This is a genomic window from Collinsella aerofaciens ATCC 25986 (assembly GCF_010509075.1).
GTDB lineage: Bacteria > Actinomycetota > Coriobacteriia > Coriobacteriales > Coriobacteriaceae > Collinsella > Collinsella aerofaciens.
This window is the reverse complement of sequence record NZ_CP048433.1, coordinates 555,032-568,907: the sequence shown is the minus strand read 5'-3', so window position 1 is coordinate 568,907 and position 13,876 is coordinate 555,032. Positions and strand designations below refer to the sequence as shown.

Sequence of the window (13,876 nt, the reverse complement as noted above, 5' to 3'; positions counted from 1 at the left end):
TTGGTAAAACTGTCAAGAGTTTTACCACGTCAAATCTGCCAGTGGTATAAACATGTCGCTTACCGATTAAACGCCCCCGCAAATCCGCTTTCGTCCATAAAACTAACGCACAGGTGTTATCGTAGTTTCTGCCGAAAGTTCCACCGAGCACGCGAGGTGGAACGAATCACAGAAACTTCGCCGTCCCTTCGATTCGTGCAGCCTTGGACCTTTCGCATCTAGTCACCAAGGCAACACGCTGCCGCGTCATGATGGGATCAAACGTGAGCGATACAAAGCTAAAGCCAGCAACCAAAAAGCCCGCAACCCGCAAACCGGCTCCGCACACACCGGAGCTCTCCAAGGACGATGTCTACCTGTTTGGCATTGGAATGTGGGAGCGCAGCTGGGAAAAGATGGGCGCGCATCCCGACACGCAGCAGCGCACGCGCGGCTGGCGCTTTTGCGTTTGGGCGCCCGACGTAAAGAGTGTCCATGTCATTGGTGAATTTAACGACTGGGATGAGCAGGCCAACCCGCTGGTGCCCGTGCATACGAGCGCTATTTGGGAAGGCTTTATTCCTGGCGCCGAGCAGGGTCAGCTCTATAAATATCTTATTGAGACCAACGAGGGTGAAAAGCTCTACAAGGCCGATCCGTATGCCTTTAAGGCCGAGTGCCCTCCGGGTACCGCGAGCGTGCTGTGGACCCTCGATGGCTACAAGTGGAACGACGCCGCGTGGCTCAAGCGCCGCGCCAGCCACAACCACATGTCGCAGCCGCTCAACATCTACGAGGTGCATATTGGCTCGTGGAAGCGCCACGGCGACACGCCACAGGGCGAGCCCGACGAGTACGGCAACTACCCCGGCCCCATGGATCCTTTCCCCGCGCAGCGCGGCGAGTTCTACACCTACGACGACTTGTCGGTGGAGCTCGTGGACTACGTGCGCGACATGGGCTACACGCATATCGAGGTCATGCCGCTCATGGAGCACCCCTTCGATGGCTCCTGGGGCTACCAGACGACCGGCTACTATGCCGCCACGTCGCGCTACGGCAACCCGCAGCAGCTCATGCACTTTATCGATGCGTGTCACGAGGCGGGCATCGGCGTGATCATGGACTGGGTGCCCGGCGGCTTTTGTGCCGACTCCCACGGCCTTGCCACCTTTAACGGCCACATGCTGTTTGAGCACGAGATTCACCCCAACTGGGGCACGCACAAGTTTGACTTCGCTCGCGGCGAGGTCCGCTCCTTCCTGGTCTCCAACGTGCTGTACTGGCTCGAGAACTTCCACGTTGACGGCATTCGCATGGACGGCGTGTCCAGTATGCTGTACCTCAACTTTGGCATCGACGATCCCGGCCAAAAGAAGTTCAACAAGTACGGTACTGAGGAGGACCTGGACGCCAGCGCGTTTATCCGCCAGGTCAACTGCGCCGTGGAGGCCCACTTCCCCGACGTGATGATGATGGCCGAAGAGTCAACCGCGTGGCCGCTCGTGACCTACCCGCCGCAGGACGGCGGCCTGGGCTTCCACTACAAGTGGGACATGGGCTGGATGAACGACACCCTGCACTACATGCAGACCGATTTTCCGTGGCGCCCCGGCAACCACGGGCTGCTCACGTTCTCCATCATGTACGCCTTTACCGAGAACTTCATTTGCCCGCTCAGCCACGACGAGGTCGTGCACGGCAAGTGCTCGCTCATCGGCCGTATGCCGGGCGACTGGTGGCGCCAGTTTGCCGGCCTGCGCACGCTGGCTTTCTACCAGATGACGCATCCCGGTGCCAAGCTCAACTTCATGGGTAACGAGATCGGCCAGTTTATCGAGTGGCGCTACTACGAGTCCATCCAGTGGTTCCTGACCGAGGAGTATGAGACCCACCGTCATCATCAGGCGTTTATCAAGGCGCTCAACCACCTGTACACTGCCGAGCCTGCCCTGTACGAGCGCGGCTACACCGACGACGGCTTTACCTGGATCGACGCGGACAACTCCAAGCAGTCCATCGTGAGCTTTGTGCGTCAGGGCGAGGACGTCGATGACGACCTGGTGATCCTGATTAACTTTGACCCGGCGAGCTACGAGAGCTTCCGCGTAGGCGTGCCGCGTGAGGGTGACTGGGAGGTCATCTTCGATTCCGACCGTCCCGAGTTTGGCGGTAGCGGATACGCCGGCGAGGAGCCCTACACCTGCTCGAGCGAGCCCTATCCCTGGAACGGGCAGATGGACTCCATCGAGATCAAGGTGCCTGGCCTGGCAGGCGTGGTCCTTAAGCGCCGCGGTCCCAGCAGCTATAAGCCGCCCGTGGTTGAGGAGCCCAAGAAGGCGACGCGCAAACGTGCGTCCTCGGTGAAGCCCAAGGCCGCGGCTGCCAAGAAGACTCCGGCCAAGGCGAAGGCTGCCAAGCCCGCTGCCAAGGCTTCGACCAAATCCACGACGGCCAAGAAGGCAGCCACCAAAAAGGCCACTACCAAGGCCAAGGCAGCTGCTGTTAAGGCTCCTGCCAAGAAAGCGTAACAAAGGCGTTACCACTGCACTTACCCGCCCCGGCGGGGCGTAGGATACATGTCATAACCGTTCCGGGAGAAACATCCCCGGGGGAAAGGAACGTATGAATAAGATCTTCGACAACAAGCAGGAGTTTACCGAGCTCTATCGCGATGCCGTCATGAGCATCAGCGGCAAGAGCGTCGAGGCCGCCAGCGACCTCGACCGTTTTAACGCCCTGGCCAAGCTCGTGGCCGAGAAGGCACGCACCGTTGCCACCAAGAGCGACGCCCGCGCCACCGCCGAGGGCAAGAAGCGCGTGTACTACTTCTCGATCGAGTTTTTGATCGGCCGCCTGCTCGACAACTACCTGCTCAACTTTGGCGTGCGCGACATGGTCGCGGAGGCGCTCGACGACATGGGCTTCGACCTTTCCGTCATCGAGAACCAGGAGCCCGATCCGGCACTGGGCAACGGTGGCCTGGGCCGTCTGGCCGCGTGCTTCCTGGATTCCATGGCAGCCGAGGGCATTGCCGGTTACGGCAACGGCATGCGCTACCGCTACGGCCTGTTTAAGCAGGAAATCGTTAACGGCAGCCAGGTCGAGGCCACCGACGAGTGGCTCACCCACGGCTATCCCTGGGAGGTCCGTCGTCAGGACAAGGCCGTGACCATTAAGTTTGGTGGCCACGTCGAGGGCTTTGAGGAGAACGGCCGCACGTTCTATCGCACGGTGGACACGCAGGATATCCTGGCCGTCCCCTACGACATCCCCGTGGTGGGCTATGCCGGCGAGACCGTCAACAAGCTGCGCGTCTGGGCCGCCGAGCCGGTCGAGGAGCACTTCGATCTGGAGGCCTTCAACCGCGGCGACTATGCCCTGGCCGATGCTGAGCGCGCCGAGGCCGAGGCCATCAGCGCCATCCTCTACCCCAATGATGCCGGCGAGCACGGCCGTCTGCTGCGCCTGAAGCAGGAGTACCTGTTTGTCTCGGCTGGTATCTACAGCCTGCTCGACACCTTTGAGAAGGAGCACGGCGCAAACTGGGAGCTGCTGCCACAGTTTGTGGCCATCCATACCAATGACACCCACCCCGCCATGTGCGGCCCCGAGCTCATGCGTATCCTCATCGACGAGAAGAAGCTCGAGTGGGACGACGCCTGGAACATCGTGACGCAGGTCGTGAGCTACACCAACCACACCATCCTGCCCGAGGCTCTGGAGAAGTGGCCCATCGGCACGTTCTCCAAGCTCCTCCCCCGCGTGTACCAGATCATCGACGAGATCAGCCGTCGTTGGCACGAGTCGTTCGACACCACGCAGGAGGGCTGGCAGGAGCGTCTGCGCCAGACCGCCATTCTGTGGGACGGCGAGATTCGCATGGCCAACCTGTCTGTGATCTGCAGCCATAGCGTCAACGGCGTGGCCAAGATCCACTCCGACATCATCAAGAACATCGTGCTCAAGGACTTCTATGCCCTGACGCCCGAGAAGTTCAACAACAAGACCAACGGCATCTCGCACCGTCGCTTCTTTGCCGAGGCCAACCCCACCTATGCCAAGCTCGTGACCGAGGCCATTGGCGATGGCTGGCTGAAGGACGCCTTTGAGCTGGAAAAGCTCAAAGAGTTCCAGAACGACACCGAGTTCCTGAAGGCCGTGGGTGCCTCCAAGCGCGCCAACAAGGAGCGCCTGGCCGCCTACGTTAAGGCCGAGACCGGTCTGGTCATCGACCCCAACACCGTCTTCGATGTCCAGGTGAAGCGCTTCCACGCCTACAAGCGCCAGCTCATGAACATCATGAAGGTGATGGACATCTACAACCGTCGCATCGCCGATCCCAACTTCCACGTGACGCCGACGACGTTCATCTTTAGCGGCAAGGCCGCCTCGAGCTACACCTTTGCCAAGGAGACCATCCGCCTCATTAACTCCGTTGCCGACGTCATCAACAACGACCCGCGCGTCAACGAGGTCATGAAGGTCTGCTTTATCCCCAACTTCCGCGTGAGCAACGCCCAGCTCATCTACCCTGCCGCCGAGATCTCGGAGCAGATCTCCACGGCCGGTAAGGAGGCCTCGGGCACGTCCAACATGAAGCTCATGATGAACGGCGCCATTACGCTGGGCACCCTCGACGGCGCCAACATCGAGATTGCCGACCTGGCCGGCCGCGAGAACGAGGCCATCTTTGGCCTAACCGCTCCCGAGGTCGAGCAGCTCTGGGCATCCAACAGCTACTTTGCGTGGGATACCCTCAACGGCGACCGCGAGCGTCTGGGCCGAGTGATGGACGAGCTCAAGGACAACACCTTTGCGGGTCTTTCGGGCAACTTCGAGAGCATCTACAACGAGCTCATGAACAACAACGACCCTGACCTGGTCATGGCCGACTTCCGCAGCTACGTGGATGCATGGGAAAAGCTCACCGGCAGCTACGGCGACCAGGAGACCTGGAACCGCAAGGCCCTGCTCAACACCGCCTCGAGCGGCTGGTTCTCGAGCGACCGCACCATTCGCGAGTACCGCGACGAGATCTGGCACGCGTAAAGGCGCGCGAGCTCCCCTATGCCAGCACGGCATTACTCGACGGGCGCGACCGAGCGCCGCGCCCGTCGCTAATGGGTTTAGGAACATCGATGACAGAAGGAGAAATCGATGAGTAAGAAAGAATGCATCGCGATGCTCCTCGCAGGAGGACAGGGCAGCCGATTGGGGGCACTCACCCAAAAGATCGCTAAGCCGGCGGTTAGCTTTGGTGGCAAGTTCCGCATTATCGACTTTTCGCTCTCCAACTGCTCCAACTCGGGCATCGACACGGTGGGCGTTCTGACGCAGTATCGCCCCTACCTGCTGCATGCCTACGTGGGCTCCGGCGAGGCGTGGGACCTGGACAGCCGCGACGGCGGCGTGTCGATCCTGCCGCCGTACGAGACGCAGACCGGCGGCGCCTGGTATGCGGGCACGGCCGACGCCATCACGCAGAACCTCGACTACATCAAGGCCAATGACCCCAAGTACGTCCTGATTCTTTCGGGCGATCACCTGTATCGCATGGACTACCGCAAGATGCTCAAGACGCACATTGAGAACAACGCCGACCTCACGGTGAGCGTTATGCCCGTGCCGTGGGAGGAGGCCAGCCGCTTTGGTATCCTGACCACCGACCCCGAGGACGGCCGCATCACCAAGTTCACCGAGAAGCCCGATAAGCCCGATTCAAACCTCGCGTCCATGGGCATCTACATCTTCTCGGCCGACGTGCTGATCGAGGCGCTCGAGGAGGACGCTCTGGACCAGCGCTCGAGCCACGACTTTGGCAAGGACATCATCCCCAAGCTGCTCGGCGAGGGCAAGCGCCTGTACAGCTACGAGTTCCACGGCTTTTGGAAGGACGTCGGCACCATCGCCAGCTTCCACGAGACCTCGATGGACCTGCTGGGCAACAACCCAGAGTTCGATCTGTTCGACAAGCACTTCCCCATCATGTCCAACATCACCACGCGTCCGCCGCACTACATCGGCCCTGACGGCCGCCTGGACGACTGCCTGGTCTCCAACGGCTGCAAGATCTACGGCACCGCTCGCCACTCGATCCTTTCGACCGATGTCATCATCGAGGAGCGCGCCGTGGTCGAGGACTCCGTGCTACTGCCGGGTGCACACGTTAAGAGCGGCGCGCACATCTGCCGCGCTATTTTGGGCGAGAACTCCACGGTCGAAGAGGGCGTGAAGCTCGGCTCTGTCGATACCACCAAGGATACGGCCGTCGTTGGAAATGACGTCGTTATCGGGAAGGGGGAATGATCCGATGATCAATCGCAAGGCCATCGGTTATATCACCGCTAACTACTCTTCGACCTACGGCAGCGTGCTGCTCAAGGATCGCCCCATCGCGTCCGTTCCGTTTTTGGGCCGCTACCGCCTGATCGACTTCCCGCTGTCCAACATGATGAATGCCGGCATTAAGACCGTCGGCGTCGTCATGCCGGGCAACTATCGCTCGCTGATCGACCATGTGGGCTCGGGCAAAGACTGGGGCCTGGACCGCAAGAAGGGCGGCCTGTTCATGGTGCCCGGTAACGCGTATGGCACCACCAAGGGCGGCATGCGCTTCTTGCTGCGCGACATCATCTCCAACAAGACGCTGTTCCAGCGCTCGGACAAGCCCTATGTCGTGATGATGGGCACCAACATCATCTTTAACATGGACCTCAACACCATCATCGACGCGCACGAGAACTCCGGTGCCCAGATGACCGTGGTGTACTGCAAGGCCACGCGCAACGTAGATGACGAGACCAAGCTGCAGATCAACGAGAACGGCCGTCTGACGGGCGTCAGCGCCGGCGTCGTGTATGGCGACAACGCGTCCATGGACTGCTGCATCGTCAACCGCGAGACGCTGCTCGAGATCATCGACCACTACCAGGCCGCCGACTATCTGGACCTGCTCGAGGCACTACAGGGCGACTTTGGCAACATCGACGTGTGCAGCTACGAGTACAAGGGCGAGGTCGTGGGCGTGTTTAGCGAGAAGTCGCTGTACCGCCGCAGCATGGACCTGCTCGACCAGACCGTGGCCGACCATCTCTTCGATCCCGAGCGCCCGATTCTGACCAAGGCCCACGACGTGCCGCCTTCGCGCTACGCGACCGGCAGCCACGCCTGCAACTCGATCATCTCGGCCGGCTGCATCATCAAGGGCACCGTGCGCAACTCGATCCTGTCGCGTGGCGTTGTGGTTGAGGAAGGCGCCTCCGTGACCAACTCGATCATCAACCAGAGCTGCATCATCAAGAGCGGCGCCCGTGTTGAGAACGCTATCCTGGACAAGAACAACGTGGTTCCCATCAACACCGAGCTTCGCGGCACGCCCGAGAACATCCTGGTGTTGGGCAAGGCTCCGTTAACTTCCGATACCACGATCGTGCGTTAACGTTGGTACCGCAACATCGCACGTAACATGCAGAATAGCCGCCCGGTTCGCGCCAGGCGGCTATTCTCGAATAACAACATGGGAGACAATATGGCTGATTCCAGCAAAAAGATGCAGATCGTGTTTGCCTCGGCCGAGTGCGCGCCGTTTGTGAAGACCGGTGGCCTGGGCGACGTGGCGGGTTCGCTGCCAGCGGCGCTTGTGCGCGCCGGCGCCGAAGTCATCGTCATGGTGCCCAAGTACGCCACCATCAAGGACGAGTACAAGGCGCAGATGGAGCACTTCTCCGACTTTTACGTGAGCCTGGGTTGGCGCAACGAGTACTGCGGGCTCGAGAAGCTCGAGCACGACGGCGTCACCTATATGTTTATCGACAACGAGCGCTACTTTGCGCGCGACTATCCGTACGGCTTCTTTGACGACGGCGAGCGTTTTGCGTTCTTCTCCAAGGCCATCACCGAGAGCCTGCAGCACCTGCCGGCCGGCTTTGAGTGCGACATCCTGCACTGCAACGACTGGCAGACGGCGCTGGCGCCCGTGTTTTTGCGCGAGTTCTACCAGGGCCTGCCGCTGTACGACCGCGTCAAGACCGTGTTCTCGATCCACAACGTGGCGTTCCAGGGCCAGTTTAGCGACACCGTGATGGAGGACATCCTGGGCGTGGCGCATATTCCGGCGGCCGCCTCGCAGCTGCGTTGCGACGCCTGCAGCATCAACTACATGCTGGGCGCCCTGCGCTATGCCGACGCCATCACTACGGTAAGCCCCACCTATGCCAACGAGATCCAGACGCCCGAATTTGGCGAGGGCCTGGACGGCGTTCTGCGCGAGCGCTCCTATGCACTACAGGGCATTTTGAATGGCATTGACGTCGCGGGCTTTGACCCTGCGACCGACAAGCGCATTGCCGCCAACTACACCGTCGAGGACCGTTCCGGCAAGGCCGTGTGCAAGGCCAAGCTGCAGGAAGAGCTAGGGCTCGAGGTTCGCGACGATCGTCCGCTTATGGTCATGGTCACGCGCCTGACGCGCCAGAAGGGCATGGACCTGGTCATGTACGCGCTCGACCGCATCCTGGCCGGCGGCGTGCAGGTGGCGGTGCTGGGCACCGGCGACCGCGACTACGAGGACGGTCTACGCTACTTCCAGGACAAGTACCCCGGCACCATGGCCGCACGCATCGAGTTCGATCCGGCGCTGTCGCAGCGCATGTATGCTGCCGCCGACATGTTCCTGATGCCTTCGAAGTTTGAGCCCTGCGGCCTGTCGCAGATCATCGCCATGCGCTACGGTACCCTGCCCATCGTGCGCGAGACCGGCGGCCTGAAGGACACCGTGATCCCGTACAACGAGTTTACCGGCGAGGGCACGGGCTTCTCGTTTAGCAACTTTAACGGCGACGAGATGGGCGATGCGGTATTCCGCGCGGCGCGTCTGTTCTGGGATAACCGCGACGCATGGAACCAGCTGGTCACGCAGGCCATGAGCCAGGACTTTAGCTGGACGCGCTCGGCCGATAAGTATCTGGACCTGTACTTCTTTATGCACCCGGAGATTGAGCGCCCGGCGGCTGTTGTCGACGAGCCTGAGGCTGTTGCTGAGCCGGTGGCCGCTGAGGCCGAGCCTGCGGCGCCCCTTAATGAGCCCGCTGCCGCTGATGTGCCCAAAGCCGAGGAGAAGCCGGTTGAGCCTGAGCCCGCAAAGGCCGAGCCTGAGGTGAAGGCTGAGGTTGTTCCTAAGGCAGAGGCCGAGGTCAAGCCCGCTGCAAAGCCCGCAGCTAAGAAGACTACGACTCGTAAGACGACGGCCAAGAAGGCTACGACAACCAAGGCTGCCGCAGCAAAGACGACTGCTGCCAAGGCAACGACCACGCGCAAGCGCACGACCGCCGCTGCCAAGAAGGCCGCCGAAGCCGAGGGTGCTCCTGAGGTAAAGGCCGAGGTCGCCGAGGCCAAGCCGGCCGCCAAGGCTCCGGCAAAGACCGCTGCCAAGAAGACGACCACGAAAGCAGCCACGACCAAGGCAGCCGCAAAGCCGGCCGCCAAGACCACCACGCGCAAGCGCTCTACGACGAAGGCCAAAAAGGACACAACCAAGACAGCCACTCCCAAGGCAGAGGCCAAGGTCGAGGAAAAGCCTGCAGTAAAGGCTGAGCCGGCTCCGAAGGCCGCCGAGGTCAAGGCCGAGACCAAGGCTACCCGGAAGGCAGAGGCTAAGCCCGAGCCTGCCAAGGAGACCCCGGTCTCCCCCGCCGCTCCGGCAGAGAAAAAGGCCCCGTCCAAGAAGACGTCCGTCCGCAAGGCAACGGCCACCCGCAAGCGCCGCTAATCCGGACGATTAAAACTTAATCCTCAACGCAAAAGAGGGCGCCCCCACCAGGCGCCCTCTTCTTGGTTGAACTTCTGCATTAATAAGAGGCCGGTTTACTACGACAAAATGGCTCCAGCTGACCACGGCAAGTAATCTACGAAATTGGCAACGCTTTTACCTGCGGTTTTAATATCACCAAAATGCCTGTGGTTGAGATCATTCAATTCGTCGTAGTAAACCGAAGTACTTTTGTTTGGCTACAAACAGTATCGGTATAGGCGATTATGAATATCGCTATAATTTGGATGGTAAAACGATTTTCTAGGACAACCGTTCGCCGATGGTAAACGGATGTTGTTTATACAGCCTGTGTACAACAGATATACTTACATCCTGTGCGTAAAGCCCATGGCCAGCAGGCCATGATTCTATCGAACTGGACCGTACTATGAGATTGATACACAACAGCCGTCTGCCGCAGTTTCGCACTCCGTTTGGCGCTGTGACCACAGGAACTACCCTTTCGCTCTCCGTGATTCTGGAGGATGCCGATCCCGCGCAGGCAACGCTTACGCTGCGCACCTGGGTCGATGAGATCGGTGAGTCTCGGTATCCCATGACGCACGAGGGCGACGGCATATTTACTGTAGAGCTTGAGTGCACCGAGCCCTGTCTTATCTGGTACAGCTTTATCTGCAATATCGAAGGCCAGCCCGAGGTCCGCTTGGGTGCACCGCAAGGACGTACCGGCGGCGAAGGCGTAACCTACGACTACGCCGAGGTGCCGTCATTCCAGGTCACCGTTTACAAACACCGTGAAGTTCGACCCGAGTGGTACGAGCGCGGTATGGTCTACCAGATCTTCCCCGATCGCTATGCCCGCGACGAGCACTGGCGCGAGCGCACGCTGGCCGAGGTCGAAAAACCGCGTAAGGGCATTCAGCGCCGCATGGTCGAGGACTGGAATGAGCCGCCTGTGTACGAGCGCGCCGAGGACGGCTCCATCAAGACCTGGGACTTCTACGGCGGATCGCTCAAGGGTATCCAGGAAGACCTGCCTCGCATCGCCGAGCTGGGCTTTACAGCCATCTACCTCAACCCCATTTTTGAAGCCGCGAGCAACCACCGCTACGACACCGCCGATTACACCAAGATCGATCCGATTCTGGGCACCGAGCAGGACTTTACTGAGCTGTGCGAGGCGGCCGAGAAGCTGGGCATTTCCATCATTCTGGACGGTGCGTTCAACCACACGGGCGACGATTCGATCTACTTCAACCGCTACGGCAACTACCCCGGCGTGGGCGCGTGGCAGAGCGAGGATTCGCCGTGGCGCGATGCGTTTTATTTCCACGAGGACGGCTCGTATGACTGCTGGTGGGGCGTGGGCAATATGCCCGCCATCAATGAGAGTTCCGAGCTGGTGCGCGAGCGGATCCTGGGCAAGTACGGTATCATACGCAAATGGCTGCGCGCTGGAGCCCATGGCTGGCGCCTGGATGTGGCCGACGAGCTTTCCGATGACTTCTTGGCCGAAATCAAGAAGGCCGTGCTCGCCGAAAAGCCCGATGCTCTGTTGCTCGGCGAAGTCTGGGAAGACGCCTCCAACAAGATCAGCTACGGCCATCTGCGTCGCTATCTGCAAGGCTCCGAGCTCGACTCAGCCATGGATTACCCCTTCCGCGACATGGTCATCGGCTTTTTGATGGGCTACAAAAACGCCTACCAAGCTGCCGAGGATATCGAGACCTTACGCGAGAACTATCCGCGTGAGGCCCTGTCTTGCGCACTTAATCTGCTTTCGAGCCACGACCGTCCTCGCATCATCTCGGTGCTCGGCGGCGGCCCTGACGAGTCACAGCTGCCTGAATGCGAGCGAAGCAAATGGCGTCTGGACGAGAACGCGATGGGCCTGGCCAAGAGCCGTTTTTGGCTCGCGACGCTCATGCAGATGACCTTCCCGGGCGTTCCCTCAATCTATTACGGTGACGAGTACGGCTTGGAGGGACTCACCGATCCGGGCAATCGCCGCACCATGCCGACCAAGGAAAACCTGCACGACTTCGATACGTTCGCGATCGTCAAAAACGCATCTGCTGTGCGCCGCGCGCTGCCGTTTATGATCGACGGTGAGATCAAGGCCTTCGCGCTCAATGACGAGGTGCTGGCCTACAACCGTACCGGTAAAGACGGCGAGTCCGCGACCGTCATCATCAACCGCAGCCTGCGCAATTCACACCGGGTGACGATTCCGGCGCTCGGCGAATGCGCGAGCGATGTGATCAGCGGTCACGAGTGCGAGATCCACAACGGAACGGTCACGCTCGACCTGTACCCGCTGGGCTCGTCGATCATCTATCACCATGCCGAGCAGCGCCTGCAGGAGCCGCTCGATCACGGTGCGGGTGTTGTGTGCCATATCACATCGGTGCCGACCGACGACGGCAAGCCGGGTACGATCGGCGCGCCCACGCGTCGTTTTATCGACCATCTGGCCGCCATGGGCATGCGCTACTGGCAGGTTCTCCCCGTCAACCCCACGGACTTCTTCCGCTCCCCTTACGCCGGTCCTTCGGCCTTTGCAGGCAATATCGACCTGCTGCCCGAGAGCCACGAGGAGCTGGCAGCCGACTTTGAGACCTGGAAGGCCCGCGGAGGCGAGGATGCCGATCCGCTGTACACCGCGTTTAAGCATCGCAATGCCGATTGGCTCGAGAAGTACTGTGTCTATATGGCCGTTAAGAAGTACTTTGAGGGCGAGTCGCGCCACGATTGGCCGGCAGATGTCGCGCGCTACAACGAGCATCTGATCGACGACAAGCGCTTCCACAACGAGGCCGAGCTTCAGGCGTACATGCAGTACCGCTTTGACCTAGCTTGGTGCGAGCTCATGAACTATGCGCACAAGAAGGGAATCGAGGTCATCGGCGATATTCCTATGTACGTGTCCGACGATTCGGCAGACGCGTGGAGCGAACCCGAGAACTTCTGGCTGTCCGATACCGGCAAAGCAATCGAGATTTCCGGCGCGCCACCCGACAACTTTGCGCCCGAGGGCCAGGTGTGGGGCAACCCGACATTCCGCTGGGACCACATGAAGCAGAACGGCTATACCTGGTGGATGGATCGCCTGCGCCGCGCGTTCTCGCTCTACGACCGCGTGCGTCTGGATCACTTCCTGGGATTCCACAGCTATTACAGCATTCCCGCGGGCAAGGCATGCGCCGACGGTCGCTGGCTAGCGGGCCCGGGCAAGGACCTGTTCCAGACCGCCTACGACGAGCTTGGTCCGCTCAACTTTATCGCCGAGGACCTGGGCTATTTGACGCCCGGTGTTCGCGCCATGGCCTCGACCTGTGGTTTCCCCGGCATGGACGTGCTGGAGTTTAGCGACTACGGCGTTCGTTGCGGCGTGCATCCCACGCCCGGCAAGATCCTGTACACCTCGACGCACGATACGTCGACGCTTGCCGGCTGGTGCACGCGTTCCTTTGCGGGCGGCGATGAACCGAGCGGTGTTGAGGTGGCGGCCAAGCTGATGGGCGACGCGCTGGCAAGCGACGCTCCCCTAGTGATGATGCCGCTGCAGGATGTCCTGGGGCTTGGCGACGACGCGCGCATGAACGTTCCGGGCGTGGCCACGGGCAACTGGACCTGGCAGGCTGACGAGGTAGACATTGCAGCCGCCGAGAACAAAACCGCACAGCTCCTGCGCAACAACCATAGATTCTGGGGCGAAGCGTGATAAAACCCCCGATATAGGGTACAGTTACAGACGTTTGAATTTTTGCGGGCAGAGTAATCTGCCCGCTTTGTGCTGAAAAGGAAGTATTATGGCGCGCTACGATTACAAGTGCTCGAGCTGCGGCAACGTGTTTGAGGTTGAGCATCCCATGTCCGAGACTCCCGAGGTCGTGTGCCCCAGCTGCGGTGCCCCGGCGGCCAAGACGTTCTCGGCCAGCGGCATTAAATTTGAGGGCAGCGGTTTCTACAACACCGATCAACGAAGCGGCGGCTCCAGCACCAACGCCACGAGCGGCTGCTGCGCCAATTGCCCGCATAGCCACTAGAAACCAAACAGCCCCGCGATCAACGCCGATCGCGGGGCTGTTTCTTTAGCTACCCAGGTTTCCTTATGAGTTACGG

Annotated in this window: 7 protein-coding genes; all 7 read left to right on the top strand. The window is 60.5% G+C overall.

Going from position 1 to position 13,876, the window contains the following annotated elements; translation table 11 throughout:
* Positions 1–248: 248 nt before the first annotated feature.
* The 7 genes from glgB to GXM19_RS02560 all read left to right on the top strand — a co-directional run bounded on the left by glgB (position 249) and on the right by GXM19_RS02560 (position 13,800).
* Positions 249–2,510 carry a 1,4-alpha-glucan branching protein GlgB gene (gene glgB / locus GXM19_RS02590; protein WP_006233917.1) on the top strand — a complete coding sequence of 754 codons (2,262 nt, stop codon included), beginning with the start codon at positions 249–251 and terminating at the stop codon, positions 2,508–2,510.
* A 94-nt stretch (positions 2,511–2,604) separates the two neighbouring features.
* Positions 2,605–5,031, top strand: coding sequence for a glycogen/starch/alpha-glucan phosphorylase (locus GXM19_RS02585; RefSeq protein ID WP_006233919.1), 2,427 nt, complete (start codon positions 2,605–2,607; stop codon positions 5,029–5,031).
* A gap of 108 nt (positions 5,032–5,139) precedes the next feature.
* Complete coding sequence (locus GXM19_RS02580; protein ID WP_006233920.1) at positions 5,140–6,288, top strand: glucose-1-phosphate adenylyltransferase; 1,149 nt, start codon at positions 5,140–5,142, stop codon at positions 6,286–6,288.
* 4 nt (positions 6,289–6,292) lie between these two features.
* Positions 6,293–7,420, top strand: a complete 1,128-nt coding sequence (gene glgD / locus GXM19_RS02575) for a glucose-1-phosphate adenylyltransferase subunit GlgD (protein WP_006233921.1) — start codon at positions 6,293–6,295, stop codon at positions 7,418–7,420.
* Between the two features lie 90 nt (positions 7,421–7,510).
* Positions 7,511–9,748 (top strand): glycogen synthase GlgA, encoded by a 2,238-nt coding sequence (gene glgA / locus GXM19_RS02570; RefSeq protein WP_040358115.1) that lies wholly within the window; start codon positions 7,511–7,513, stop codon positions 9,746–9,748.
* Between the two features lie 430 nt (positions 9,749–10,178).
* Positions 10,179–13,475, top strand: coding sequence for a 4-alpha-glucanotransferase (locus GXM19_RS02565; RefSeq protein ID WP_006233924.1), 3,297 nt, complete (start codon positions 10,179–10,181; stop codon positions 13,473–13,475).
* Positions 13,476–13,563: 88 nt separating this feature from the next.
* The gene (locus GXM19_RS02560; protein ID WP_006233925.1) at positions 13,564–13,800 is read left to right on the top strand and encodes an FmdB family zinc ribbon protein; all 237 of its coding nucleotides are present in this window, start codon (positions 13,564–13,566) and stop codon (positions 13,798–13,800) included.
* The last annotated feature ends 76 nt before the right edge of the window (positions 13,801–13,876 follow it).

Coding starts and splice junctions, on each gene's coding strand:
- glgB (WP_006233917.1), top strand. CDS start 249: ATGATGGGATCAAACGTGAGCGATACAAAGCTAAAGCCAGCAACCAAA.
- GXM19_RS02585 (WP_006233919.1), top strand. CDS start 2,605: ATGAATAAGATCTTCGACAACAAGCAGGAGTTTACCGAGCTCTATCGC.
- GXM19_RS02580 (WP_006233920.1), top strand. CDS start 5,140: ATGAGTAAGAAAGAATGCATCGCGATGCTCCTCGCAGGAGGACAGGGC.
- glgD (WP_006233921.1), top strand. CDS start 6,293: ATGATCAATCGCAAGGCCATCGGTTATATCACCGCTAACTACTCTTCG.
- glgA (WP_040358115.1), top strand. CDS start 7,511: ATGGCTGATTCCAGCAAAAAGATGCAGATCGTGTTTGCCTCGGCCGAG.
- GXM19_RS02565 (WP_006233924.1), top strand. CDS start 10,179: ATGAGATTGATACACAACAGCCGTCTGCCGCAGTTTCGCACTCCGTTT.
- GXM19_RS02560 (WP_006233925.1), top strand. CDS start 13,564: ATGGCGCGCTACGATTACAAGTGCTCGAGCTGCGGCAACGTGTTTGAG.